Genomic DNA, 25023 nt, shown 5'->3' with positions numbered 1-25023 from the left:
ATAATATTTTTTTGGAAATATGTGTTATTTTTGACGCTCAGAGGACAACTTCATCATACCATAGTTCAGCAACGCCAATTCTTCAATCCAAAATCCAAAATCGAAAATCCAAAATGGATTGACGGCGGCCCCCATCTGCGGCTACGCTTTGAAGTGAGAGGTTGCTTGCTTGTAGAAGAAGCAGCCCGCGTCGCCCAAAAATCTAGTTGCACTGCCCAAAGCTGCTCGTAACAGCAATGGACAGCTAACCGCCAAACTGATCACAGCAGTCTGGAGGCTAACGGAGTATCTTAACATCCTCTGTAGCCGCCCTGCTATGTGTTGAAATGCGGGGCGGCTGGGTTTTTGGGTTTTTCTAGAAAACCCAAAACCAGGAGAACATATTATGTCACAGGAATTCGTGCCTGACGACAACTTTTCCGATCGGCCAAATGACGACTCAGCAGCAATATCGGAACAGGAAGTTGTGCTGTTAACGGTTGTCGGTTCGCCGAAAGGAGTCAGGGAAACCATACTCACTTTGTACCGACTAGGATTTGCCCAAGTCGGCGATTGGAGCCCCGTACAACGTGCGGCCAATCCGAAGCAGGTGATGAGCGTGCTGATCCGTCGGAAGCGATCGACTGATGATACACCGCCGAGAAAATCTGGACGGTAAGCTGCGCTGTCATTTTGATTGAAGCGAAGAATTTTCGTGGGGTGGGCGTCTCGCCCGCCCTAAAAATACAATTACTTACTGGGCGTTGATATTGGATTTCAGGGTAGAAGTAAGAGACTTGCGATCGCGGGCAACAATTTACTGCAAGCTTCCACCAATGTCGCCGCACTAGGTAAACCAGCAATAGTTCCTTTCAAAATTTTCATTGCCGTTTTCCCCGCCTTTTGCATTGTACTTTCTTGGGGATTTTTCCCTACTTCTGCCAAAGTTTTTACCTGTTCCAACGCTTCAGCTTTATCATCATCAGATAAATCAGTTTCAGCCTCGATCGCTGTTTGTAACTCAGTCAATAATTCTTTGATTCCCGGTTCATCTGGTTGAGCAGAATCAGATAATTGATTAATTGTATTGGCAACAGTACCGCTGATATCACCTAAACTTAACGCTCCAGCGCCGCTAGCGTTAACGGTTCCGCCTGTAATTTCTATTTTGCGACTTTGGTCGATTTGGTCACTCATAACTTTACTCTCTGATGTAGATTTAACTTCATTAATAAATTTAACATTTACAGGTGGCGGAGTCAACAATTTTACAAATTCATTCAGTTCCCAATTTTTAGGATTCCCTCCTTTCACTAAGTCTAGAAAGACATTTAAATAATGTTTTTGAATGGCAATAATTTCATCTTTAGATTTTAATTGCTCGGCTCGCATTTGAGCTTCTAGCCTTGCTTGATAAACTTCGTCCCAAATTTGCTCAACTTTACCCTTGTCCGTTCCTTCGGGAACTTTGAGAGTCAGTAAAACATCATTTTCTTTCTTCTCAATTCCTTGAATTGAGTCCGGTGTAATGTCTGGAAATTCTCGCATTAACTTCTGAAAAGCGGCGGTAAAAGCTTCGGGGTTAATCCCATCTTTGAGCAGAATTTGCACGGTTGTCATAATTTTTTTATAGACTTTCTCGAAATCCCCCGGTTCAAAACATTTACTGATGTGGTGAGGGCGGCGTTCGCGATCGCCAGTTCCCGGTTGGGGATATTCTAGAAGATAAACAAAGCGACAGTCTACGCGATCGAGCTTTGTATTACCGTCAATGTTCCAAGCTTCCAAACAAGCACCTGTAAAATAAGCTTCTGTAAAATCTGTTGCTAAGGCTTGAGTTTCAGTCAGGTTTGCGAATTCCAAATTAGCTTGATGCAAAGTTCCTTCGCTGAAATTAGCCTGCTTGAGATTAGCCTCGTTGAGATTAACGCCTGTCAGGTTTGCTCCTTGGAGATTCGCACCGACATAGGATTTTTTGTAGCCATTGCCAGTGATGAGTAATTCTCGGACGCGGGTATCAGCTAATATCGAATTACCGACTCGCGCGCGATCGAGTTTTTCTGTATTGTGGAAGCAAGTGCGAGTGAGATTGGCGGTTCTCAAATCTGTACTTTTGAGGGTGGCCTCAGTGAAATTGGCATCAGTTAGATCCGCATTGCGAAAGCTAGTGCCACCTGTAGTGGCAAAGGCAATGGCGATGCTGCGAATCAAGGCCTGTTTTTCATCCCCAGCCAGGGCACGCCAAGCAACGTAAATACCTAGTCCTGCCGCTGTCGCTGCCACTACCACTGCCCCTGCCACTGCCCCTGCCCCTGCCCCGGCTGCTGCCCCTGCCCCGGCTGCTGCCCCGGCCGCTACCACTGCCACTATCCCTGCGACTGCCACTGCCCCTGCGCCTGCCACTACCGCTGCGACTGTCCCTGCCGCTGCGATTGCCCCTGCCCCGGCTGCTGCCCCTGCGGCTGCGACTGCCGCTGCCCCTGCCCCTGCAACTGCCGCTGCCACTGACCCTGCCGCTGCCCCTGTCCCTGTCACTGCCCTTGCCCATGCCGCTGTCGCTGCCGCTGTTGCTGTCGCTGCTGCTGCCGCTGCCCCTGCCCCTGCCGCTGCCCCTGCCGCTGCCCCTCCTCCTAGACCTTGGCGGATAGTAAGTATAAAGAAGATTGCCAAAACTATCAACACAACCACACCGGGAATAATGGTGTACTGTTTGATGTTATTTGGAGTGAAAAAAACTGCTACCCACAAACTAGCAAAGCCTGACATCAATCCCGATATTAACGATAGAAATAGCGAAACAGTTACTAGAAAAATTGTCCATCGACGTTGCAGTCCAGCTTTGGCACGGGTGAAGTCAGCTTCTGTGAGGATCGCATTGGTGAAGTTTGCGCCTCGGATGTCTGCACCGATAAATTTTGCACCTGTGAGGTTTTGACCTTTGAAATTGTGGCCTCGGAGATTTTTACCGGAGAAGTCTTTGGGCATGATTTCACGCAGGGATATAATATTATGTCCAGTCAATTAATGACGACTACAGTGCGAGCTTCTAGCTCGCGAGCCTTACCCTCTTACTACAGAATCATTATTAGCGATTACCGAAACATAATATGATAACTATTTAATAAAAACTCTAATAATTCCACATATCATGTTGCGTCATATCCGAAAAAGCATTTAAAATTTGTTCATAACTAATTCCATCAGCGAGATATTTCAACAGTTCATAAACCTTAATTATCATGCCTATAATACAAAGTTTCCCACCTCGCTTACCCGGTTCGATCGCAATAATATTAGCGATGTCTTGTTCTGACATGGCACTTTTTCTTTAGCTTATTTTCTCAATTCTAGGCTAACAAAGGGATAGAGCGCTTCTAACGTTTGGTAGTTTCCAGCATTTTATTAGTTCCTTTAATTTCCTAATTCAATTTAACTCAATCCCCCCACAGCCAGCACTCCCCTCAAGTCCCATCAGGGGCGTGCCCGGAGTCATTTTGGGTATCTTTTCGCCGATCGCCCCCCATCGTGCAATAATGATATGACTTGCACAAAAACTCTATTAGTAGGTAAATCTTGCCTACCTTACCGCTACATATAGCGTCTCAACTGTCAACCCGTGCAAGTTACCAATTAAACCGGCTGTTGCACTACACACTTTTTTCCTAATGGCTGAAGTCCCCCTAAATCCCGCAGAACTTGCAGAAGCCCTCAACGGCTTTACCGATATCAATTTCCAATTGCCAGACCCCGAAGACGAACAACTACCAGACTTTGATTTTGAAAATCAGGTTGACAATGCCTGGAAAGTGTGCGATCGCTTCGACTTGCAAACCGACATTTGGCGGGGACGCATTCTCCGAACAGTCCGAGACAGAGAAAAAAAAGGCGGCGAAGGACGCGGTACAGGGTTTTTGAACTGGCTCAAAGAAAGAGAAATTGGCAAAAGTCAAGCCTATTCTTTGATAGAATTAGCTAATAGTGCCGATACTCTGATCCAGCAAGGAGATTTAGACCCAAATTCCATTAGAAACTTCAGCAAAAGAGCCTTTGTAGAAACCGCCAAAGCATCTCCCGAAGTCCAGCAAATGGTAACAGATGCCGCAGCAAGTGGCGATCGCATCACCCGCCGCGAAGTCAAACAACTTTCCGACGAATGGATGGCAATGAACTCAGATTTATTGCCAGAAGAAGTCAAAGAAAAAGCATCTACCGGTTCTCTACCTTCCCGCTACCTCGCTCCTTTAGTCAAAGAAATGGAGAAACTCTCCCCATCTCACCAAAGCGAAATTCAAAAAGAAGTAGCAGAAAATCCCGACGTAGATACTGTCAAACAGCTAACTTCCGACGCCAAAAACTTATCAAAATATCTAGACGCCGCCGCCCAAGTGCAAGCTCTCAATCAGTCTCACTTAGACATGGAAATGGCCTTAGAAGAATCTTTGCGAGTAGGCTGTTTGGGGACCACCGCCGACGTTGTAAAACAAGCCGCACAGCTAGAACAAACAGTAGTCAAACTCTACACAATTTGGAAGCGTTTAGGCAGTTTGGCAGATAGATTGTACGTGGATACAGGAGCAAGCACACCCAATTTGCGGTTGCTTTTGGGATGTTTGGACAGTCTTTCGGGAGAAAAGATTGAAGTGGATTTTGGAGACGGAGAACGCTCGATTCGCTTGCAAATTTTCAGCGAATAGCTCAATCTTGACCGCAGATAAACGCCCACATCCAGGGTGAATATCTGCGTCGAACCCTGTTCATCTGCGGTTAAAATTTCTGATTTTTTTCCAAAGATAGCGAGGATGCAAATAACGCCGATATTTGGTAACTACTTCTTTCCCTAACAGGACCACGCTAATCCAAAAACAGATTTCTGCCCCAACAGCTAGAATGACAGATAAAGTAGTTTTTTGGGGAATGTCCAGCGACAGGAAGGGCACAACAAACAAGATTGCCAGCCAGGGCAGAAAAGATATGACAAATAAAAATAAACCGAGCTTTTGCATAGATTCAAATAATACAGTTTTGATATTCCCTTTATCTGTTAGTCTGCTGAAAGTGGACGTGGTTTGTATCGTAGCGATTTCCATCGCCGAGTTACTACAAACTCACATCTGAAACCAATGTCAGCAACCGGCAAGATGCCTGTTCTTGAGAATGCTTCAAAATCTGACTACAAACTTAATTGCCAAGCATCTCCACCTCAATTCTTAATCCCCGTCGCCGCAATCCCCCGTATAAACTGCCGTTGACCGGCCAAAAACAGCAACACCACTGGTACAGTTCCAATTACCACCGCCGCCATCAACAACTGCCAACTGCTAGTAAACTGTTCCTGAAATTCGGCCAGAACCAACTGCACAGTCCGCAACTCCGGCCGCGTCGTAAACACCAGCGGCTTAAACAAATCGTTCCACTCCCCGATAAAGGTAAACAAAAACAGCGTCACCAAAGCAGGGCGGGCTAAAGGCAACATCACCTGCCACAACACCTGCCAGCGGTTAGCCCCATCCAGGATTGCCGCCTCCTCCAACTCCACAGGAACAGTCATAAAATACTGGCGCAGCAGAAAAATCCCAAAACCGTTAGCCGCCGTCGGCAAAATCAGCGCCGCGTAGGTATTCAGCAGATGGCCCCACTTCAAAACCATGAAAATGGGAATCACCAAAAGCTGAAACGGAATTACCAGCGTTGCCAAAACCCCCAACACAATCGCCTGTCGCCCGCGAAACTTCAGCCGGGCCAAGGCGTAACCGGCCAAAGCAGAAGTTACAACCTGAAAACCCGTCACTGCGATCGCCACTAGAGTAGAATTAACAAATGCCAACAAAAAATTGCCACGTCGCCAAGCTTCCTGATAGTTCGCAAAAGTCAGGCCTGTGGCCTTGACACCGACACCAGATGGTGATACAGAAACCAAAAATACAGCAGCCAGCGGCAGCAGCACCAGCGCAGCCCCCGCCAGCAACAAAATAAAACTCAGCAGTTCCAGCGCTTGAGATCTGTCAAAGGATTTACCCATAAAATTGTGAATTAACCTAAAATAATAAGCCTGTGACGTTATCCCACCCGATCGCCTCCCAGAGGCTTCCCATACAACAACATAATATGTCCTAGAGGGAAAGAAGGAGTACCTAGGGAGGAAGTGGTGATTAGGATATAATGTTAGAGATAGAGTTGGTACTGTAAAACCCTTCAAGGTGGAGACATAGACCGTATTTCTATCATCTATTTCCGGGCAAAAGATCGACTAACGACTAATTCAAGTAATTAGTAAATAGATAGCATTCTAGCGATAGTCTTTCTGGAGTGTTCGACGGCAAAAGTCCGGCAAACACGCTGAGGACGCCAGTTTTTCCCGGAACGTCAAAGAAAAGTTCTTTGTCGAAAGAATCCTCAGCTATAATCTCTGATTTAGATGGGGTGCGTTCAAAAAAGGTAAAGTGCACTGTCACTGACCCCCAATTTTAAAGTGGTTTGCAGACATCCCACAAGCTTATATGAGGAGACTACATATCTATGCCCCAGCTTGAGGCCAGCCCAACAATTGACTTTCAAACCGAAACTTACAAAGATGCTTACAGTCGCATCAACGCCATTGTGATTGAAGGCGAACAAGAAGCTCACGACAATTACCTGACACTGGCCGAACTGTTGGCTGACAAAAAAGCAGAGTTAGTTGGCTTGTCCAAGATGGAGAACCGCCACATGAAAGGCTTCCAAGCTTGTGGCCGGAATCTTAAAGTCACGCCCGACATGGCATTTGCCAAGCAGTTCTTTTCGGAACTGCACAAAAACTTCCAGACGGCCGCTGCCCAAGGTCAGATTGTAACTTGCTTGTTGATTCAATCGCTAATTATCGAGTGTTTTGCGATCGCAGCTTACAACATCTACATCCCCGTCGCCGATGACTTTGCTCGCAAAATCACCGAAGGCGTCGTCAAAGAAGAATATAGCCACCTCAACTTTGGGGAAGTCTGGCTGCAAGCTCACTTTGAGGAATCCAAAGCCGAACTAGAAGCCGCCAACCGCCAAAACCTGCCCATCATCTGGAGACTGCTAAACTCTGTCGCAGACGATGCCCGCGTCTTGGGAATGGAAAAAGACGCTTTAATCGAAGACTTTATGATTGCCTACGGCGAAGCCCTAGGCAACATAGGCTTTAACAACCGCGATATTATGCGGATGTCAGCACAAGGCCTCGCAGCCTAGTTAATTGGGAAATAAGGAATGGGAAAAAAATTAAAAATTAAAAGTTAAAAAGGGGATAACTCATTTTAAAAAATAAATTTTTAATCTTCCCATCTTCCATCTTTTATCTTCCATCTTTCATCTTCCATCTTCCATTTTCAATCTTCCTTCATTTGACAACTTAATGTTTGGTCTAATCGGTCACTTAACCAGCTTAGAACACGCCCAATCAGTAGCTAACGAGCTGGGCTATCCAGAATATGCCGATCAAGGTCTCGATTTTTGGTGCAGCGCACCGCCCCAAATAGTTGATCAGATCACGGTAACAAGCATCACTGGACAAAAAATAGAAGGCCGCTATGTGGAGTCCTGTTTTCTGCCAGAAATGCTAGCCACTCGCCGGATTAAAGCAGCCACTCGCAAAATCCTTAATGCGATGGCACACGCTCAAAAAAACGGGATTAACATCACTGCTTTAGGCGGCTTTTCTTCGATCATTTTTGAGACTTTCAACTTGCAGCAAATTAAGCAAATTCGCAATCTCAAGTTGGAGTTTGAACGCTTCACTACCGGTAACACTCACACGGCTTACATCCTCTGCCGCCAAGTAGAAGAAGCAGCCCCAAAATTGGGAATTGAACTTTCAAAAGCCACTGTAGCGGTTTGCGGTGCTACCGGGGATATTGGCAGTGCGGTGTGTCGCTGGCTCAATGTTAAAACAAATGTAGCAGAATTGTTGCTGATTGCCCGCGACAAAGAACGATTGCAAGATTTGCAATCAGAATTGGGGCGAGGCAAAATCATGGACTTGGAAGAAGCCCTGCCCCAAGCCGATATTGTAGTCTGGGTAGCCAGTATGCCCAAGGGAGTAGAAATTGACCCTAAGACATTGAAGCAACCCTGTTTATTGATTGACGGCGGCTATCCAAAAAATCTGGCAACTCAGGTTCAGCATCCAGAAATTTACGTACTCAATGGCGGCATTGTAGAGCATTCCCTCGATATTGAGTGGAAAATTATGAAGATTGTCAATATGGATGTACCGGGCAGACAGTTGTTTGCCTGTTTTGCTGAATCAATGCTGCTGGAATTTGAAAAAATGTATACCAACTTTTCTTGGGGACGAAATCAAATTACTGTGGAAAAGATGGAGCAAATCGGTCATATTTCTGTCAAGCACGGTTTCAGGCCTTTAATGTCATTTTGATGTGATGTGTTGTAGTTATTGGTTATTGAGGAAAGTTTTTCTGATAATAACCAGTAACTTTTTTGATAAGGTTAAGCGTTAACAGTCAACTATTAACATTATCTCCCAGAGCACGAGCATAATAAAAGTAGTTTGTAGTTCAGAACAAGCGGATGTGATTGGTCGCAAGAGTTTGTGTTTAATTATTCGGATATTTGATAGTTGGCGACAAAATGTAATATAGACAGGGCTGTTAAAGCTTCCGAAGAGGTGAGTTCGATCGCGCTGGTGTCGCTTTTGGACTTGGGAACTGTTCAGCAGGGTTAGGTCTTTTGTGGCGGTGGGGAACCCAGGGACGCTGGGAAATAGAGGCGTAAAAATCAGAAGCAAGCAAAAATAGTGTAGCAAAAAACGAGGCTCAAGTCTCTGGTTTTAAACAAGCTTAGTATGCCAAGCATAATTCAAAATTCAAAACTTCCCAATTTCCCCTCTTTTTCAGCATCCCCTGACAGGGTAGGATCTGGAAATAGTCGATCGACAAAACCTGACAAAACCTTATAGAAATTATCCGCGTGCCAAACCCAGACCGTAAACCCTTACTCTTAGATTTTGAAAAGCCTCTGGCCGAACTCGAAACCCGAATTCACCAGATTCGCGAACTCGCCGAAGAAAACAGCGTCGATGTCACGGACGAAATTCGCAAACTCGAAGCTCGCTCGGCCCAACTGCGACAAGAAATCTTCAGCAGCTTGTCCCCCATGCAGCGGCTGCAACTCGCCCGTCACCCGCGCCGCCCCAGCACGCTCGATTACATTCAGGCAATTAGCGACGAGTGGATAGAGCTTCACGGCGATCGGCGCGGCGGAGACGACCCGGCCCTCGTCGGTGGAATTGCCCGCATAGATGGGCGTCCCACAGTCATTATCGGCCATCAAAAAGGGCGCGACACTAAAGACAATATCGCCCGCAACTTCGGTATGGCTGCTCCCGGCGGCTACCGCAAAGCCCTGCGGTTGATGGAACACGCCGATCGCTTCGGAATGCCAATTTTCACCTTTATCGACACTCCGGGGGCTTGGGCGGGCTTAGAAGCAGAACAGCTCGGACAGGGAGAGGCGATCGCCTGCAACCTCCGAGAAATGTTTCGCCTCGACGTTCCCATTATTTGCACCGTCATCGGCGAAGGCGGTTCCGGCGGCGCTTTGGGTATCGGTGTCGGCGAGCGGCTGTTGATGCTGGAACATTCCGTCTACACCGTCGCCACTCCCGAAGCTTGTGCGGCCATTCTCTGGAAAGACTCTGGCAAAGCTAACTTGGCCGCAGAAGCCCTGAAAATTACTTCCTGGGACTTGAAAAACCTCGGCATTCTCGATCAAATAGTACCAGAGCCGATCGGCGGCGCTCACTCGAATCCCCTCAAAGCTGCTTCCATACTCAAACAAGCTTTGTTGGAAAACTTAGCAGAACTCACACAGCTTACGGCTCAGCAGCGACGCGAGCTTCGATATCAAAAGTTTCGCCACATCGGTGTGTTCACTGAAATTTCTGCTTGAGCCGATCGATTCAGAGCTGTGAGCTATCAGTTAAAAATCTCTTAACTTTAAACTCATAACTCACAGCTCATTATTCTGCCGATCAGTCAGCAGTGTTATAATTTCTCAGGTGACACCGGCTTAACAGTTCTTAATGTTCATCTCATAATTAACTGTTATCACCCGCAGCAGACAGTTGTCTAATTTGCCGAAGAAGGCTGCAACGCTGTAGGGAGTTGCCGAGCGAAAGTATTAGGACACTGAATGAACCATCCAACAACAAAGCAGGCTCTGATAACCGGAGCCAGCAGCGGTATTGGCAAAGCGACGGCTCTAGCGTTCGCAGCCGAGGGCATAAATCTGGCATTAGTTAGCCGAGAGTCGGAAAAGTTAGAAGCCGTTGCCGCAGCAGCCCGAGAAGTCGGAGTGAAAGCAGAAGCTTATCCCTTAGACTTGGCAAAAATTGAGCAAGTGCAAAGCAGCATCAGCGCGATCGCATCTCAATTGGGTTCCGTAGATATCCTGGTCAACAGCGCTGGCATGGGCTACACCGGCTCTTTGACGGAAACGCCCCTAGCCGAGTGGCAGAGCGTTCTAGACCTCAATTTGACTAGCGTTTGGCAGTGCATTTTAGGAGTTTTGCCCTCCATGCGCGATCGCAGATCGGGAATCATCATCAACGTTTCCTCGATCGCCGGCACCCAAGCCTTCCCCAACTGGGGAGCCTACTGCGTCAGCAAATTCGGTCTCATGGCTTTGTCTAAAACCTTAGCCGCCGAAGAACGGACTCACGGAATTCGCGTAACAGCAATCTGTCCGGGTTCTGTCAATACTCCCCTGTGGGACACAGACACCGTGGAAGCCGACTTCGATCGCAGTGCCATGTTAACCCCAGAAATCGTGGCCCAATCAATTCTGCACGCAGTTCAGTTGCCAGCAAGTGCAGTAATTGAAGAAATCACGCTCATGTCCAACGCAGGAGTTTTGTGAACTTGAGATTTTAGACTGCTGGATTTTTCTCGAATTCAACAATCTTTGAATCTATAGCTATATCCCCCAATCCAAAATCGCAAATCGATTCACCCTCACACCAAATTGTTATGACAATTGCATCTTCCCCCGATTCCAATGGCTCGAACTCAATTTCGACTGACAGCATGAAACTGTTACAAACCCCAGACAACAACACCCCGCGCATCCCAACTCGACCAGATCGCAATTCCTCGAACGGTCAAGAATCCAGCGTGCCCAAACCCTCCGAAGTAGGCCAAGAAGAAATGATGGAGGCCGTTCGCACAATGCTGCTGGGAGTAGGAGAAGACCCCGAACGTGAAGGATTGCTCAAAACCCCAAAACGGGTAGCAGAAGCAATGCGGTTTCTCACCAGCGGTTACAGTCAATCCCTCGAAGAACTCCTCAACGGCGCTATCTTTGACGAAGGCCACAACGAAATGGTACTGGTGCGAGACATCAGCGTATTCAGTATGTGCGAACACCATATGCTGCCGTTTATGGGCCGAGTTCACATTGCTTACATTCCCAACCAAAAAGTAGTGGGATTGAGCAAATTAGCCCGAATTTCCGAGATGTACAGCCGCCGATTGCAGGTGCAAGAACGTTTGACGCGCCAAATTGCCGAAGCAGTTCAGACAATATTGGAACCGAAGGGAGTGGCCGTAGTAATGGAAGCCAGCCATATGTGCATGACGATGCGGGGTGTGCAAAAACCTGGTGCTTGGACGGTTACGAGTGCAATGTTGGGCGTGTTCCAAGAAGAACAGAAAACTCGCGAAGAATTCCTGAATTTGATCCGCCACCAACCGGCATTCTTTTAGTCATTAGTCATTAGTCATTAGTCATTAGCCAATCACTTTTTTCCTGGTGGCTAGCGATCAAGTAATTTGGTCACTAGCCCCCTGATTCATCCGCAGTCGCAATTCCATAATCTAAAATCTAAAATCTAAAATCAGATGACGATCGACTGATAAACCCATAAAATAGACGGGTGACTCATGACTTGTGACTAAATGAATCCCATTAAATTCGGTACAGATGGCTGGCGCGGCATCATTGCTGACGATTTTACATTCGATCGCGTAGCGTTAGTCGCTCCCCTAGCGGCACAAGTTCTCGCACCAACCGGCGGCAGCGATGGCAGCAGCGGTACCGTAATTGTCGGTCACGACCGCCGATTTCTGGCTGAAGAATTTGCCAAAACAGCGGCTGTGGCCATCCAAAACGCAGGATTTGACGTGCTGCTTAGCGAATCCTACGCCCCCACTCCAGCTTTCAGTTTAGCTGCCAAACAATTAAATGCTTTGGGTGCGATCGTCCTGACAGCCAGCCACAATCCCGGTCCATATTTAGGGTTAAAAGTCAAGGGAGGATTTGGGGGTTCAGTTTCGCCCGAAGTTACTCAACAGATAGAAGCAAAACTAGACAATCCGGCGGCACTTTCAGCAACTCCCGGCAAATTGGAGAATTTCAATCCTTGGCCGGCTTACTGCAAAACCTTGCGGGAAATGGTGGATATTGAGGCGATTAAAGAAGCGATCGCCAGCGGCAAAATTACAGTATTTGTAGATGTAATGCACGGTGCCGCCGCCGGAGGATTAGCTCAAATTTTAGAAGAAACAGTACATGAAGTCAACAGCGATCGAGATCCGCTGTTTGGCGGCGGTGCACCGGAACCTTTGCCGCGCTACCTGTCGCAGTTATTTCGGGTGATGCGTACTCACCAGCGAAAAAGTTCTGGTTTGTCGATCGGATTTGTATTTGACGGAGATAGCGATCGAATTGCAGCCGTTGACTCTAGCGGCAACTTTCTCAGTTCACAAATCCTAGTTCCCATATTAATCGAACATTTAGCTTCACGGCGCGGCTTAACCGGGGAAGTCATCAAAACAGTCAGCGGTTCAGACATAATTCCCAAAATTGCCAAGCTGTACGACTTGCCTTTATTTGAAACGCCGATCGGTTACAAGTATATAGCCGATCGAATGTTAACCACCCAAGTCTTAGTCGGCGGCGAAGAATCGGGAGGAATTGGCTACGGTACGCACATTCCCGAACGAGATGCTTTGCTGTCAGCGCTGTACTTATTAGAAGCAGTTGTCAAATCCGGGGAAGATTTAAGTGAAATTTACAGCCGACTGCAACAAGAAACCAGCTTTTCTTCAGCTTATGACAGAATCGACTTGCACTTAGCAAACATGGAAGAAAGGTCGCGTTTGCTGTCGCTGCTGCAAAATCAACCCTTAACAGAAATCGCCGGCAAAGCAGTTGTAGATTGCAACAAAGTTGACGGATATAAATTCCGTTTAGCCGACGGAAGTTGGCTGTTAATTCGGTTTAGCGGAACCGAACCAGTGTTGCGGCTGTATTCAGAAGCGGCGACATTGAAAGAAGTTATGCAAAACTTAAACTGGGCGAAAAATTGGGCGCATAATTAATCGGACTTTTCCACCGCAGATGAACGCAGATGAACGCAGATGACTCGATCTCAAATCTCTCTTTCTCTGCGTCCTCTGCGCCCTCTGCGGTAAAAAAAATCCCATTATTTCCCAGCCTACAAGCAATAAATTTCCCACCAACCAGGAACAATATAACTTATTGGCGCGCGTGCGACGTTTTTTTTGTTAACATCAATTTGTAAGTTTTAATAGAAATAATGACCGATCGCAAATTGCTAGTTGTAGCTACGGGCAATCCGGGTAAACTCAAGGAAATGCAAGTTTATCTTCAGGATTTGGGATGGGAATTGGAGCTCAAACCGGAAGAGTTGGAAATTGAGGAAACAGGCGAAACTTTTATTGCTAATGCTTGCTTGAAGGCGTCTGAAGTGGCAAAAGCAACGGGCAAATGGTCGATCGCCGATGATTCTGGTTTAATGGTAGATGCACTCGACGGTCAACCTGGGATTTACTCGGCGCGCTACGGGAAAACCGATGCTGACAGGATCGATCGACTTCTCAAAGAATTGGGTAGCGAACAAAACCGGGAAGCACAATTTGTTTGCGCGATCGCGATCGCCCGTCCCGACGGTACAATTGCCTTGCAAGTAGAAGGAATTTGTCGGGGCGAAATCCTCCACACCCCTCGCGGTACCGGAGGTTTCGGATACGATCCCATTTTCTACGTACCCGCACAGCAACAAACTTTTGCAGAAATGACACCAGATATCAAGCGATCGCACTCTCACCGCGGCCGAGCCTTCCAAGCTCTATTACCACAAATAGCGAACCTTGTCAACCCATAATGAGGAAAAAAGCCAAAACAGGGGGTAACTGTGGCATTGGATATTGAGAGTTAGGTATCAGAATTAAACAGGAAAGAGGTTTTTCCTTAGCAATGACCAGTTACCAAAGACCAATTACCAAAGACCAATTACCAATACCCAATGCCCAATGCCCCAGTATCTTAGATTGCCTCCAAGTTCTTTTCCCCAGTCCGAATCCGAATAATTTGTTCTACAGGAGAGATGAAAATCTTGCCGTCGCCAATCTCGCCCGTGCGGGAAGCCGCGATAATTTTATCAACCACCATGTCAACCTGATCGTTTTCCACAACAATCTCGACCTTGAGCTTTTGCAAGAACTCAACGGTGTACTCAGAACCGCGATAGCGTTCTGTCATGCCCTTCTGACGGCCAAAACCTCTAACTTCAGAAACAGTCATCCCCACAATACCAGCATTGACGAGTGCGATTTTCACTTCGTCTAGTTTAAAGGGGCGAATAATAGCTTCAACCTTTTTCAAGTTTTTCACTCCTAACAGTTAGTACCTTCGTTATATTACTTAATCGGCGTGACATCTTTTAATACCACTGCCAACAGCAAGTATTTTGTCAAGTATATTACCCTATCTTGTACTCGCGATGAAATGCACGCCAACCTTTAACAATCTTCTCGGATTTTCCGGGCGCGCGGGTTCTCGGCTCCGGCCGATCGCGGTACAGTTAAGAAGACTGCAGCCGTCCCCCGCCGATCTGCTAAAACAGAAAAAGAACCCAGGAGACAGGAGTTTTCCGAGTTTCCGCTTTGCTATGTGAGATTTGCACGTATTGCTGAAAACTATAATTGCCAGAGGCGGTCAGTTAAACTATTCTTATGCACCCAGCCAGCCCTCCCCCTGACCGCAGCGGGCTTGATGCCCTACTGAGAAATCGCCCCTTCCTAGCCTTGTGGACGGGCCAGTTATTGGCCCAAGTGGCGGATAAAATTTTTTACGTATTGCTGATTATTCTGCTGAAAACCGGCGACTACCGACCCTGGCCGGTTTCTTGGCAACATTCGGAAAATTCTATGCTGTCAGCGGTCATGATCGCCTACACCGTGCCGGCGATCGTCTTTGGTTCAGTAGCCGGGATCGTGGTAGACCGCTTTTCCAAAAAGCAAATGCTGATCGCCTGCAACGTGATTCGAGCCGGGTTGATTGTAGCTTTGCCGTTTTTGCCCAAAGCTTTTGTGGTTTTGCTGACGATGACGTTTTTGATCTCTACCGTAACGCAATTTTTTGCTCCGGCAGAGCAGGCGGCAATTCCTCTGGCTGTGGGGCGAGAGGGACTGATGTCGGCAAATGCGCTGTTCGCCTCGTCCACCATGGGCGGGATTATTGTCGGGATGACGATCGGCGAACCGCTGTTTAGTTGGGTCAAACACAGCTTCGGATCGGCTTCTCAAGAGTTTTTGCTGGGCGGGTTGTACCTGATATCGGCAGGTTTGATCTATGCCATGCGGATCAAAGAAAGTCATGCCGGCAGCAGTGGCAAAAACGTCCATCCTTGGCAAGATCTCAAAGAAGGTTTGCGCTATTTGAAACACAATCACCTTGTCAGCAACGCGATGGTGCAGTTGACGATTTTGTATTCCGTGTTTGCAGCGCTTCAGGTGCTGGCGATCGCGCTTTCAGGCAAAATAGGTCTCAAAGAAACTCAATTTGGCTTTTTGCTGGCTGCAGCGGGAGTCGGAATGGTCTTCGGCGCAGCCTTTTTGGGACACTGGGGCGGTCGATTCCACCACAAACCTCTACCTTTAATCGGTTTCTTGATGATGGGTTTTGTATTAGCAATGTTTGCCTTTACCCGACAGTTGTGGGTGGGATTCGGATTGAGTGCTCTGTTCGGTTTTGGTGCTTCCTTAATTAACGGCCCGATGCAGGCTCTGATTCAAGAAAAAACTCCAGAATCTATGCGGGGCAAAGTCTTTGGATTGGAAAACAATGCGATTAATATTGCTCTGAGCCTGCCTTTAGCGATTACCGGCCCGCTGACTGATGCTGTCAGCAAAGCCGTCCGATCGGATGACCTCGGCTTGCGGATCGTGTTACTGAGTTTGGGCTTTTTGGTATCGGTGATGGGCATGGCAGCTTGGAAACATACTCGCAAAGTATTGCAGGATGTTCTCTGAGACTTTGGCAAGAAGGAAGTTCGGCAACGAGCAATGTACGGGATGTAATGGAGGTAACGGATGTAACGGAGGTCAAGAAGAAGGGAGAAGGAAGAGGGAAGAGGGCTTTATTTTCGCGATCGATCTCTAACATAGCAATCCCCCTGATAGTGAGGACGTTCTTAATTGCTGAAACGATTGTTTTTGTTGTCGAATGTCGCATGACGAATGCTATACAAGCGTCATATCGCGGTAAACCGACATAGAGGCCGCTATTTCCTCTGTTTCTTTTCTTCCTCTGCTGTTCCACAATGTCTAGATCGGGCGAACCCTCTGCGATCGCGAAATCTTTTGTAAAATCTCACCACTTAAATTTTCATAGTTTCATTAATTGAGATTAAAGTAGTATAAAAGCTTTCATTAAAAATCATAATTAGTTTAAGGAAGGAAATTCTGTGCAACTAAAAACTAAAGTGACCATCAGACGTGCAACTGGTGGATTTGCTCTGATTGACAGCTTGATCCGCCACGGCGTCAAGCATATTTTTGGTTATCCGGGCGGAGCAATTCTGCCGCTTTACGACGAACTCTACCGCGCTGAAGAAACCGGCGTTATCAAACATATTCTGGTGCGGCACGAGCAAGGTGCTGCTCACGCGGCCGACGGGTACGCCCGCGCTACCGGACAAGTTGGGGTTTGTTTTGCTACTTCCGGCCCCGGCGCAACTAATTTGGTAACGGGGATTGCGACAGCCCACATGGATTCGATCCCGATGGTAATTATTACCGGTCAGGTGGCCCGTCCGGCGATCGGCACTGATGCGTTTCAGGAAACAGATATTTACGGGATTACCCTGCCAATTGTCAAGCATTCCTATGTAGTGCGCGACCCCAGAGATATGGCGCGAATTGTGGCAGAAGCTTTCCACATCGCGAGTACAGGGCGGCCCGGGCCTGTGTTGGTTGATGTACCCAAGGATGTGGGTTTAGAAGAATTTGACTATCTGCCCGTGGAACCCGGAGCAGTGAGAATTCCGGGCTATCGGCCGACGGTGAAGGGAAATCCCCGCCAGATTAATCAAGCGATTCATTTGCTTAAGGAAGCGAAGCGTCCTTTGCTTTATGTCGGCGGCGGGGCGATCGCAGCCGGGGCCCACGAGGAAATTAAGGAACTGGCCGAACTTTTCCAATTGCCGGTCACGACAACGCTGATGGGCAAAGGTTCCTTTGACGAAAACCATCCTCTGTCGGTGAAAATGCTGGGGATGCACGGCACTGCTTACGCTAATTTTGCCGTTACCGAGTGCGATTTGCTGATTGCTGTGGGGGCGAGGTTTGACGATCGCGTGACCGGGAAATTAGACGAGTTTGCCGCGCGGGCTAAGGTGATTCACATCGATATCGACCCGGCGGAAGTCGGCAAAACTCGCGGCCCTGACGTGCCGATTGTCGGAGATGTCCGGCAAGTTTTGATCGATTTGCTGCGCCGCTGTCGGGAAACTGGAGTTTCGGGGAAAACCGGACAGACTGCAGAATGGCTGCACAGGATCGATCGGTGGAAACAGGACTATCCGTTAGTTGTGCCTCATTACCCAGACATTTTGTCTCCGCAAGAGGTGATTTCGGAGTTGGCTACCCAAGCGCCGGATGCTTACTACACAACAGATGTCGGTCAACATCAAATGTGGTCGGCTCAATTCTTGAACAACGGGCCGCGCCGCTGGATTTCGAGCGCTGGTTTGGGCACGATGGGTTTCGGGGTGCCGGCGGCGATGGGCGCGAAAATGGCGCTGCCGCATGAGCAAGTGATTTGTATTGCTGGCGATGCTAGCGTGCAAATGAATATTCAAGAGCTGGGAACGCTAACACAATACGGCATTAATGTCAAGATTGTGATTGTAAATAACGGCTGGCAAGGCATGGTGCGGCAGTGGCAGCAGGCGTTCTACGGGGAGCGTTATTCGTCGTCGAATATGACTGTGGGGATGCCGGATTTTGTAATGCTGGCTGAAGCTTACGGGGTGAGAGGGATGCTGGTTTCGCGGCCGGAGGAACTCAAAGATGCGATCGCTCAAATGCTCGCTCACGACGGCCCGGTGCTGATGAACGTGAAGGTGACGAGGGACGAAAACTGCTATCCGATGGTTGTTCCAGGTAAGAGCAACGCTCAAATGGTTGGTTTGCCCGATCGTAGCAAGTTGCAATCTGCGGAGTTGGTTTATTGTCCGAGTTGCGGCGCTAAGAATGTTTCCACCAATAACTTTTGTCCTGAGTGCGGGACAAAAGTTTAAGTAGTTTTGAGTGGGGACTTAGGCTGTGCCTATTAGTCTCAACTTAAGGTCAAACTTACTCAGAGACTGTTGTTTGTCGCCGAGGCCAGATCCCCCCTAGCCCCCCTTAAGAAGGGGGGAACCGGAGCGATCTCAAAGTCCCCCTTCTTAAGGGGGATTTAGGGGGATCTGGCCTCGGATAAAAGCGAGAGATACAAAGGTTTCAGACTTAAGTTGACACATATCGGCAATGCCGTCTCTTTACCTGAATCTGCTGTTCCAGATTTAAAACCATGTCCGCTGGCATCGCATCGAGAGCTTTAATCTGTAATCTCTAAGCATATTTTATGAGCCAGTGTCTAAACCCTGATTGCTTATTCCAAAACCCATCTGGCTATACAAAATTCTGTCAAAAATGTGGGAATAAACTGCTATTGGGCGATCGCTACGGAGCGAAAAAAATTATTGGACAAGGGGGATTTGGGCGCACTTTTCTAGCTGTTGACGAGTATAAACCATCTAAACCTCCCTGTGTTATTAAACAATTCTACCCCCAAGTTCAAGGCGCTTCTAGTATCCAGAAAGCTGCTGAGTTATTTGAGCTTGAAGCAGTACGCCTAGAACAGTTGGGTAAACATTCTCAGATTCCAGACTTATTAGCATATTTTAGTCAAGATGGACGGCAGTATTTAGTCCAAGAATTCATCGAGGGTGAAAATTTAGCCGAAGCACTAGAATCTAAGGGATATTTTAGCGAAACGCAGATTCGCAACTTGCTTAATAATTTACTGCCAGTATTCGAGTTCATTCACTCTCGCCAAGTAATTCACCGAGATATCAAGCCAGAAAATATTATTGTTCGGCAAGATGGGCAATTGGTTTTAGTTGACTTTGGAGCCGCGAAATATGCGACACAAACGGCTCTAGCGGTAACGGGAACGAGGATCGGGACGGCTGGATATATGGCACCAGAACAAGCCAACGGTAAAGCTATTCATGCGAGTGATATTTATAGTCTGGGTGTGACTTGTCTGTGTCTGTTAACTGAGGTTGAGCCGATTGATTTATTCGATGATAGCGAGTTTGAGTGGGTGTGGCGAGAACACTTAAAAACATCTGTCAGTTCGGAACTGGGTCAGATTTTAGATAAAATGATACAGCCTGCTATTAAAAAACGTTATCAATCTGCTACTGAAGTTTTGCAGGATCTTGGTACTCAATCACCTCAATTATCAGCTCACACACCTCAACCAGCAACGTCACCAGACTCGCTTACATCAGCGCGGGGTGTTGACTATACTCGTCTCCGGGATTTATTAGCAGCAGGAAAGTGGAAAGAGGCGGATCAGGAAACAATAAAGGTAATGCTGAAAGCTGCGAGACGGGAGAAGGAAGATTATTTTGATACGGACTCAATTGATAATTTTCCTTGCGATGATTTGCAGACGATAGACCAGTTGTGGGTCAAATATAGTCAGGGTCGCTTTGGTTTTAGCGTCCAGAAAAAAATTTGGTTGGAAGTGGGCGGCAAAGTTGATTGGGATACTGAATGCAAGCTAGGCGATCGCGTCGGTTGGCGAAAGAGGAGAAAGGGGAGGAAAGATTGGTTGAGCTACAATGATTTAACTTTTAATCTGCAAGCACCAGAGGGCCACCTCCCTGGACAGATGTTTGGGTGGTGGGGTGGGTTCCGGGGTTTGGGTGTGAAGTGGCGTTATGGTTCTTCTCTCGCATCGAGAGCTGTAAGCTGTAATCTATAGCGATTTCAGCCCTTTGTCAAGTATTTATTCTCGAACCTTTTTTACGAATCTAGGGTTAATTAGCGAACACTAATGCACCAATTATATTAAAATATGTACAGCTTAGATATGCCCTATGAAATAGAATTTACAACATAATCTTTAGCCAACATAAAAATTCTCAGACCTATTGATCGCAACTTAGAAAATCATCCCCTATTTAAAGAATACGCCAATAAAGATCAGATAAATGCTGATATGGCCACAGCAGAAGCTGAGGAATGAAACAAGCATAAGACGCAAATAAACTTTGTGGTTTACTCAAAATAGGAAAATTCGCGGGAGTGGCAAATGAATCTTTATTTGGGAATAGATTTCGGCACGACGGGCGCGCGATCGACTGTCATAGACTCCCAGGGTACAATACATTGTGAGACTGAATATACTTTTGCCAACAACGGGCAACAACAGCCTGAATTGCCCTCGGTGTGGCAAAATGCGCTGTGGGATTCGATAGAGCAAATTCCCCCAACAATCCGCAATCAGGTAAGGGCGATCGCCCTTGACGGCACATCTTCCACTGTCATGCTGTGCAATACCGACGGTATACCAGTATGTGAGCCGATTTTATACAATGATGCGCGCGGTGCAGCGGTGACAGAGAGGTTAAGGGCGATCGCCCCGGATAACCACACAGTATTAAGCGCAACATCCAGTCTGGCCAAACTCCTGTGGTTCCAAAACTTTCGAGAGGAAACCGCCCATACGTTTTTCCTGCATCAAGCTGACTGGCTGGCATTTCTGCTGCACGGAAAATTGGGAATTAGCGACTATCACAATGCTTTGAAACTCGGTTTCGATGTTGATACTTTGTGCTATCCGAATTGGCTGACACATGGAATTGCGGGCGCTGCAACGCCTGAATTGCCGCAAGTTGTCGCACCGGGAACGCCTGTGGGGGAAGTGAGAACTCAAGTGGGCGATCGCTTCGGTTTTCCCCGCGATTGTATGGTTTGTGCTGGCACAACCGATAGCATTGCCGCCTTTTTAGCCAGCGGTGTCAATTTACCAGGGGAAGCAGTAACTTCTCTCGGTTCTACACTAGCAGTCAAACTGTTAAGTCATACCCGCGTAGATGATTCTAGATACGGGATTTACAGTCATAAATTAGGCGATTTGTGGTTAGTTGGAGGTGCTTCTAATACCGGAGGTGCGGTGCTGCGGCATTTTTTTACTGATGTTGAGTTGGATAATTATAGCACACAAATTGATCCAGCACAAGAGAGTTTGCTGGATTATTACCCATTGTTGAAAAAGGGCGATCGCTTTCCGATTAATGACCCGAATTTGTCGCCCAGACTCGAACCGCGTCCAACTGATTCAGTGGAATTTCTGCACGGTTTGCTAGAAAGCATAGCGCGGATTGAAGCGCGGGGATATCAATTATTGCAAGAATTGGGTGCAAATCCTTTGACCAAAGTTTATACTGCTGGCGGCGGGGCAAAAAATTCGGTTTGGAGTGCGATTAGAAAGCGTTATTTAAAAGTGCCTGTTGAAACGCCGGTTCATACTGCGGCTGCTTATGGGACGGCTTTATTAGCAATGCGAGGTGTAACTCATTAGAGTTATTGCATAAATCTTGGATCTATGGAAAAACCGCAGATTTATGCAGATTAACGCAGATGCTTTGCAATATAGTTGGTCAAGGGAGGTAATCTTGTTTATTGAAGCGGTTTCAACCGCAGAAAATTCTGATATTTTTACTTACACTCGCTGCAATTTAGCTGTTCTCGGATCGATAATTTTTCTGCCCAAACCCGAAAACTTAATTGCCAGATTAGTTTTATCGCCTTCTCCCAAAACGTGGGTAATTTCTCCAACTCCAAAAGCATGATGAAAAACCCGATCGCCCGTTTTCCAATCCGCCGATTGTCCATTGTTTCCCGGTTGAGAAGTGCCGGCATTAGCGGCTGAATTATTAGTTTTTCCTTTAGATGCAGCCGTTTTCCCGGCTTTAGTTTTCTTCGCACTTCCAGCCAGCAAATGTGGCGGTAATTCCCCTAAGAATAGGGAAGGGGTGCAGTGTTCCCGGAAACCTCCCCAGAGGCGACGTTCGCGAGTGTGGGTGAGAAATAGCAATTCCTGGGCGCGAGTGATGCCGACGTAGCACAAACGGCGTTCTTCTTCGATCGCTTTCGGGTCGTCCAAACTGCGGAAATTGGGAAATAAACCCTGTTCCATTCCGACTAGAAATACTACGGGAAATTCTAACCCTTTTGCGGAGTGCAGCGTCATCAGCGACACGCGGGAATCTTCTTCCTGCAAGTCATCTAAATCGGATGCTAAAGATGCTTTTGCTAAAAATGATGTCAGCGTCGGTTCTTCGTTTTGTTCTTCAAATTGCAGCACAGCATTGTACAATTCTCTGACGTTTTCTATCCGATTTTCGGCTTCCTCGGTTCCTTGATTTTTCAAATCTTCAATGTAGCCTGAATCTTGGATAATTCCTTGGACAATTTGCGAAGCCGGCAGGGTTTCAACTTGCGATTGCCAACGACCAATCATTTCGGCAAACTTAATAATAGCTTTTGCCGATCGCCCTGCGAGAGTATTGACAGATGATTCATCGCTGAGGATTTCCCACAAGGGAATACCCAATTGAGTAGCAGCGTCTTCAATTTTGGAAAATGTGGTATCCCCAATGCCGCGACGGGGTGTATTGATGATGCGTTTGAGGCTGACGCTATCGTCGGGATTGGCAAGCGCCCGCAGGTATGCTAGGATATCTTTGATTTCTTTGCGATCGTAAAACTTCAGGCCGCCGACAATATTGTAAGGAATGTCTAAACGCATTAATGCTTCTTCAAAGGATCGAGATTGAGCGTTTGTGCGGTAGAGAATCGCAAAGTTACTGCCGTTTTCGTATTCGGAGTTTTGGCGCTTCAAGGAATGAATTTGACCTGCTACAAATTCCGCTTCCTCTAATTCGTTGTCGGCGCGCCAGACAACAATCGGAGCTCCGGGTTCGCGAGTCGGGCGCAGAATTTTTTCGATCCGTTCGGTATTGTGTTCGATCAAGTGGTTCGCCACTTGCAGGATGTTTTCGCGCGATCGATAATTTTCCTCTAATTTTACCATTGTCCGAGTTTTATCGTCGGACAAACCATCTCCAAAATCCTCTTGAAATTCCAGCAATATGGTATAATCTGCCATCCGAAAGCTATAAATTGATTGATCGACATCCCCCACGACAAAAATCGAGCGGTTTTGCCATTTATCGAAGCTTTTCGGGTCGGCGTTATTTGTCACCAACATCCGAATCAAATCATATTGAGTGCGGTTAGTATCTTGGTATTCGTCAACTAAAATATGGCAAAACTTTTTATGCCAGTAACTTAATACTTGCTCGTTTTGGCTCAAAAGCTTAACGGGAACGAGGATTAAGTCGTCAAAATCTAGGGCATTGTTGGCTGCTAAAGCGTCTTGGTAGCGACTGTAAACATCGGCAATCACACGACCTCGATAATCGGGTTCTGCTGCTTGGTATTCTTGAGGCGACAACCCTTTATTTTTAGCATTGCTGATGGCATAGCGGACTTTTCGCGGGTCAAATTTCTTATCGTCCAGATTGAGAGCTTTTGTAACAATTTGTTTGACGATACCTTGAGCATCTGATTCATCAAAAATCGAAAAGTTTTTCTGCCACTTGCGGCCTTTTTCGTCTTGGTATTTTTCAATATCGTAGCGGAGAATGCGGCCGCACAAAGAGTGAAAAGTCCCCATCCAAATGTGTTTGGTAATTCTTTGGTAAATCTGCGATCGCAATTTGGTTTGCACATCCGGGGCTAAGTCTACCAAAGGTTTGCCATATTCCGCTTCAGCTTGCTGAGTTGCCAGCAATTTCTCAATTCTTTCTTTCATCTCCCTGGCGGCTTTATTGGTAAATGTCACCGCCAGAATATTTTCAGGATCGACTCGATGCGTGCGAACTAAGTTAGCAACTCGGTAAGTTAGAGCTCTGGTTTTGCCGGAACCAGCGCCCGCTACTACTAACAGCGGCCCGTTATAATGGGCGACTGCTTGGCGCTGAGATGGGTTGAGGTGGCTGAGGAAATCAGTGGTTTGAGTCATAGCTAGAAAGTTAGTTTAATTTTTTAAGGGGTAAATAATACTTGATATGCGATACCGCGAGTTTTTTTTAAGGTAAGGTGCGCCTAGCGCACCCTATATTATAACTAGAACGGTGATTTTTTGAACTTTAAATATTTTTTTGCCAAGCGAGTTGTTTAAGGTAAGGTGCTCGGCGCGCACCCTACACTATAACTAGATAGGTGATTTTTTTTAAGGTTTAAATATCCGTATCAGCCACATTGCTGCTAATATTCCCAAGCTAATCCAAAGGGCAACAATCACAACAGCCGCAGCCCGATTTATCGGTTTTCCTCGTTCTATTTCTGCGGCTGCTTTTTCCCGACACTCGGCTAAAACCTGTGGCGGAATCATCTTCATTACCAGCCAAATTCCCAAAGGTACAATTATCAAATCGTCCAAGTAGCCGAGAACCGGTATGAAGTCAGGAATTAAGTCGATCGGGCTAAAAGCGTAGGCCACCGTAAGCCCTGCTATAATTCTGGCGTACCAAGGTACTCTCTGGTCTGTACTGGCTAAATAAACCGCGTAAGTCTCTTTTTTGAGTCGGCGGGCAGCTTGTTTTAACGATTGCATATTTTAATTATTGACAGT

Annotated in this window: 24 protein-coding genes; 16 read left to right on the top strand and 8 right to left on the bottom strand. The window is 47.0% G+C overall.

Features of this window, described 5'->3' with window-relative positions; all coding sequences use genetic code 11:
• Together QUA33_RS18090 and QUA33_RS18085 are read left to right on the top strand one after the other, a co-directional pair.
• A partial coding sequence (locus QUA33_RS18090; protein ID WP_333149982.1) for a hypothetical protein occupies positions 1-231 on the top strand: 231 nt, incomplete at its 5' end.
• Positions 232-385: 154 nt separating this feature from the next.
• Positions 386-658: a hypothetical protein gene (locus QUA33_RS18085; RefSeq protein ID WP_333149980.1), complete on the top strand. Its 273-nt coding sequence runs from the start codon at positions 386-388 to the stop codon at positions 656-658.
• A 98-nt stretch (positions 659-756) separates the two neighbouring features.
• Here the strand turns inward: QUA33_RS18085 and QUA33_RS18080 are convergent, their stop codons facing one another.
• Together QUA33_RS18080 and QUA33_RS18075 are read right to left on the bottom strand one after the other, a co-directional pair.
• Positions 757-2964 (bottom strand): pentapeptide repeat-containing protein, encoded by a 2208-nt coding sequence (locus tag QUA33_RS18080; RefSeq protein ID WP_333149978.1) that lies wholly within the window; start codon positions 2962-2964, stop codon positions 757-759.
• Positions 2965-3109: 145 nt separating this feature from the next.
• A complete protein-coding gene (locus tag QUA33_RS18075) occupies positions 3110-3295 on the bottom strand; it encodes a DUF433 domain-containing protein (protein WP_333149976.1) in 186 nt (61 codons plus the stop codon).
• Between the two features lie 349 nt (positions 3296-3644).
• On the opposite strand from QUA33_RS18075, the gene QUA33_RS18070 reads away from it, so the two are divergent.
• The gene (locus QUA33_RS18070) at positions 3645-4673 is read left to right on the top strand and encodes a hypothetical protein (protein WP_172191012.1); all 1029 of its coding nucleotides are present in this window, start codon (positions 3645-3647) and stop codon (positions 4671-4673) included.
• 60 nt (positions 4674-4733) lie between these two features.
• Here QUA33_RS18070 and QUA33_RS18065 read toward each other — a convergent pair whose 3' ends face one another.
• Positions 4734-4925, bottom strand: a complete 192-nt coding sequence (locus tag QUA33_RS18065) for a transporter suffix domain-containing protein (protein WP_333149984.1) — start codon at positions 4923-4925, stop codon at positions 4734-4736.
• Here QUA33_RS18065 and QUA33_RS18060 point away from each other — a divergent pair.
• A complete protein-coding gene (locus tag QUA33_RS18060; RefSeq protein ID WP_333149987.1) occupies positions 4867-5094 on the top strand; it encodes a hypothetical protein in 228 nt (75 codons plus the stop codon). The two genes, QUA33_RS18065 and QUA33_RS18060, sit on opposite strands and share 59 nt — an antisense overlap.
• An 85-nt stretch (positions 5095-5179) precedes the next feature.
• On the opposite strand, the gene QUA33_RS18055 is transcribed toward QUA33_RS18060, so the two are convergent.
• Positions 5180-5998 carry a carbohydrate ABC transporter permease gene (locus tag QUA33_RS18055; RefSeq protein WP_333149974.1) on the bottom strand — a complete coding sequence of 273 codons (819 nt, stop codon included), beginning with the start codon at positions 5996-5998 and terminating at the stop codon, positions 5180-5182.
• A gap of 235 nt (positions 5999-6233) precedes the next feature.
• Positions 6234-6425 carry a hypothetical protein gene (locus tag QUA33_RS18050; protein ID WP_190738254.1) on the bottom strand — a complete coding sequence of 64 codons (192 nt, stop codon included), beginning with the start codon at positions 6423-6425 and terminating at the stop codon, positions 6234-6236.
• 70 nt (positions 6426-6495) lie between these two features.
• On the opposite strand from QUA33_RS18050, the gene QUA33_RS18045 reads away from it, so the two are divergent.
• The 7 genes from QUA33_RS18045 to rdgB all read left to right on the top strand — a co-directional run bounded on the left by QUA33_RS18045 (position 6496) and on the right by rdgB (position 14143).
• Positions 6496-7188 (top strand): aldehyde oxygenase (deformylating), encoded by a 693-nt coding sequence (locus QUA33_RS18045; RefSeq protein WP_333073769.1) that lies wholly within the window; start codon positions 6496-6498, stop codon positions 7186-7188.
• A 163-nt stretch (positions 7189-7351) separates the two neighbouring features.
• Entirely contained in the window at positions 7352-8374 is a 1023-nt protein-coding gene (locus tag QUA33_RS18040; RefSeq protein WP_333035377.1) for a long-chain acyl-[acyl-carrier-protein] reductase, read from the top strand.
• A 551-nt stretch (positions 8375-8925) separates the two neighbouring features.
• Positions 8926-9906 (top strand): acetyl-CoA carboxylase carboxyl transferase subunit alpha, encoded by a 981-nt coding sequence (gene accA / locus QUA33_RS18035; protein ID WP_333073767.1) that lies wholly within the window; start codon positions 8926-8928, stop codon positions 9904-9906.
• A gap of 243 nt (positions 9907-10149) precedes the next feature.
• Positions 10150-10875: an SDR family oxidoreductase gene (locus QUA33_RS18030; RefSeq protein ID WP_333149972.1), complete on the top strand. Its 726-nt coding sequence runs from the start codon at positions 10150-10152 to the stop codon at positions 10873-10875.
• Between the two features lie 110 nt (positions 10876-10985).
• On the top strand, positions 10986-11720 hold the full coding sequence (gene folE / locus QUA33_RS18025) for a GTP cyclohydrolase I FolE (protein ID WP_333149970.1): 735 nt from the start codon (positions 10986-10988) through the stop codon (positions 11718-11720).
• Positions 11721-11912: 192 nt separating this feature from the next.
• On the top strand, positions 11913-13337 hold the full coding sequence (locus tag QUA33_RS18020; protein ID WP_333149968.1) for a phosphoglucomutase/phosphomannomutase family protein: 1425 nt from the start codon (positions 11913-11915) through the stop codon (positions 13335-13337).
• A 218-nt stretch (positions 13338-13555) separates the two neighbouring features.
• Positions 13556-14143 (top strand): RdgB/HAM1 family non-canonical purine NTP pyrophosphatase, encoded by a 588-nt coding sequence (gene rdgB, locus QUA33_RS18015; protein ID WP_333149966.1) that lies wholly within the window; start codon positions 13556-13558, stop codon positions 14141-14143.
• Positions 14144-14304: 161 nt separating this feature from the next.
• Here the strand turns inward: rdgB and QUA33_RS18010 are convergent, their stop codons facing one another.
• The gene (locus QUA33_RS18010; protein WP_006633346.1) at positions 14305-14643 is read right to left on the bottom strand and encodes a P-II family nitrogen regulator; all 339 of its coding nucleotides are present in this window, start codon (positions 14641-14643) and stop codon (positions 14305-14307) included.
• Positions 14644-14993: 350 nt separating this feature from the next.
• Here QUA33_RS18010 and QUA33_RS18005 point away from each other — a divergent pair, with 350 nt between their 5' ends.
• From QUA33_RS18005 to QUA33_RS17985, 5 genes are all read left to right on the top strand, one after another.
• Positions 14994-16292 carry an MFS transporter gene (locus QUA33_RS18005; RefSeq protein ID WP_333149964.1) on the top strand — a complete coding sequence of 433 codons (1299 nt, stop codon included), beginning with the start codon at positions 14994-14996 and terminating at the stop codon, positions 16290-16292.
• A complete protein-coding gene (locus QUA33_RS18000; RefSeq protein WP_333149985.1) occupies positions 16253-16537 on the top strand; it encodes a hypothetical protein in 285 nt (94 codons plus the stop codon). The genes QUA33_RS18005 and QUA33_RS18000 overlap by 40 nt, the downstream gene beginning before the upstream one ends.
• A gap of 189 nt (positions 16538-16726) precedes the next feature.
• The gene (gene ilvB / locus QUA33_RS17995; protein WP_333149961.1) at positions 16727-18562 is read left to right on the top strand and encodes a biosynthetic-type acetolactate synthase large subunit; all 1836 of its coding nucleotides are present in this window, start codon (positions 16727-16729) and stop codon (positions 18560-18562) included.
• A gap of 326 nt (positions 18563-18888) precedes the next feature.
• A complete protein-coding gene (locus QUA33_RS17990; RefSeq protein WP_333149960.1) occupies positions 18889-20301 on the top strand; it encodes a serine/threonine-protein kinase in 1413 nt (470 codons plus the stop codon).
• 330 nt (positions 20302-20631) lie between these two features.
• Positions 20632-21903 carry an FGGY-family carbohydrate kinase gene (locus QUA33_RS17985; RefSeq protein WP_333149956.1) on the top strand — a complete coding sequence of 424 codons (1272 nt, stop codon included), beginning with the start codon at positions 20632-20634 and terminating at the stop codon, positions 21901-21903.
• Positions 21904-22044: 141 nt separating this feature from the next.
• Here QUA33_RS17985 and pcrA read toward each other — a convergent pair whose 3' ends face one another.
• Both pcrA and QUA33_RS17975 read right to left on the bottom strand, forming a co-directional pair.
• Positions 22045-24411: a DNA helicase PcrA gene (pcrA, locus tag QUA33_RS17980; protein ID WP_333149954.1), complete on the bottom strand. Its 2367-nt coding sequence runs from the start codon at positions 24409-24411 to the stop codon at positions 22045-22047.
• Between the two features lie 210 nt (positions 24412-24621).
• Positions 24622-25005: a YkvA family protein gene (locus QUA33_RS17975; protein ID WP_333149952.1), complete on the bottom strand. Its 384-nt coding sequence runs from the start codon at positions 25003-25005 to the stop codon at positions 24622-24624.
• Between the last annotated feature and the right edge of the window lie 18 nt (positions 25006-25023).

It is taken from the genome of Microcoleus sp. Pol14D4 (genome assembly GCF_036701245.1).
Lineage (GTDB): Bacteria > Cyanobacteriota > Cyanobacteriia > Cyanobacteriales > Microcoleaceae > Microcoleus.
The sequence above is the reverse complement of the archived record's forward strand: the minus strand, read 5'-3'. Positions and strand labels throughout refer to the sequence as shown.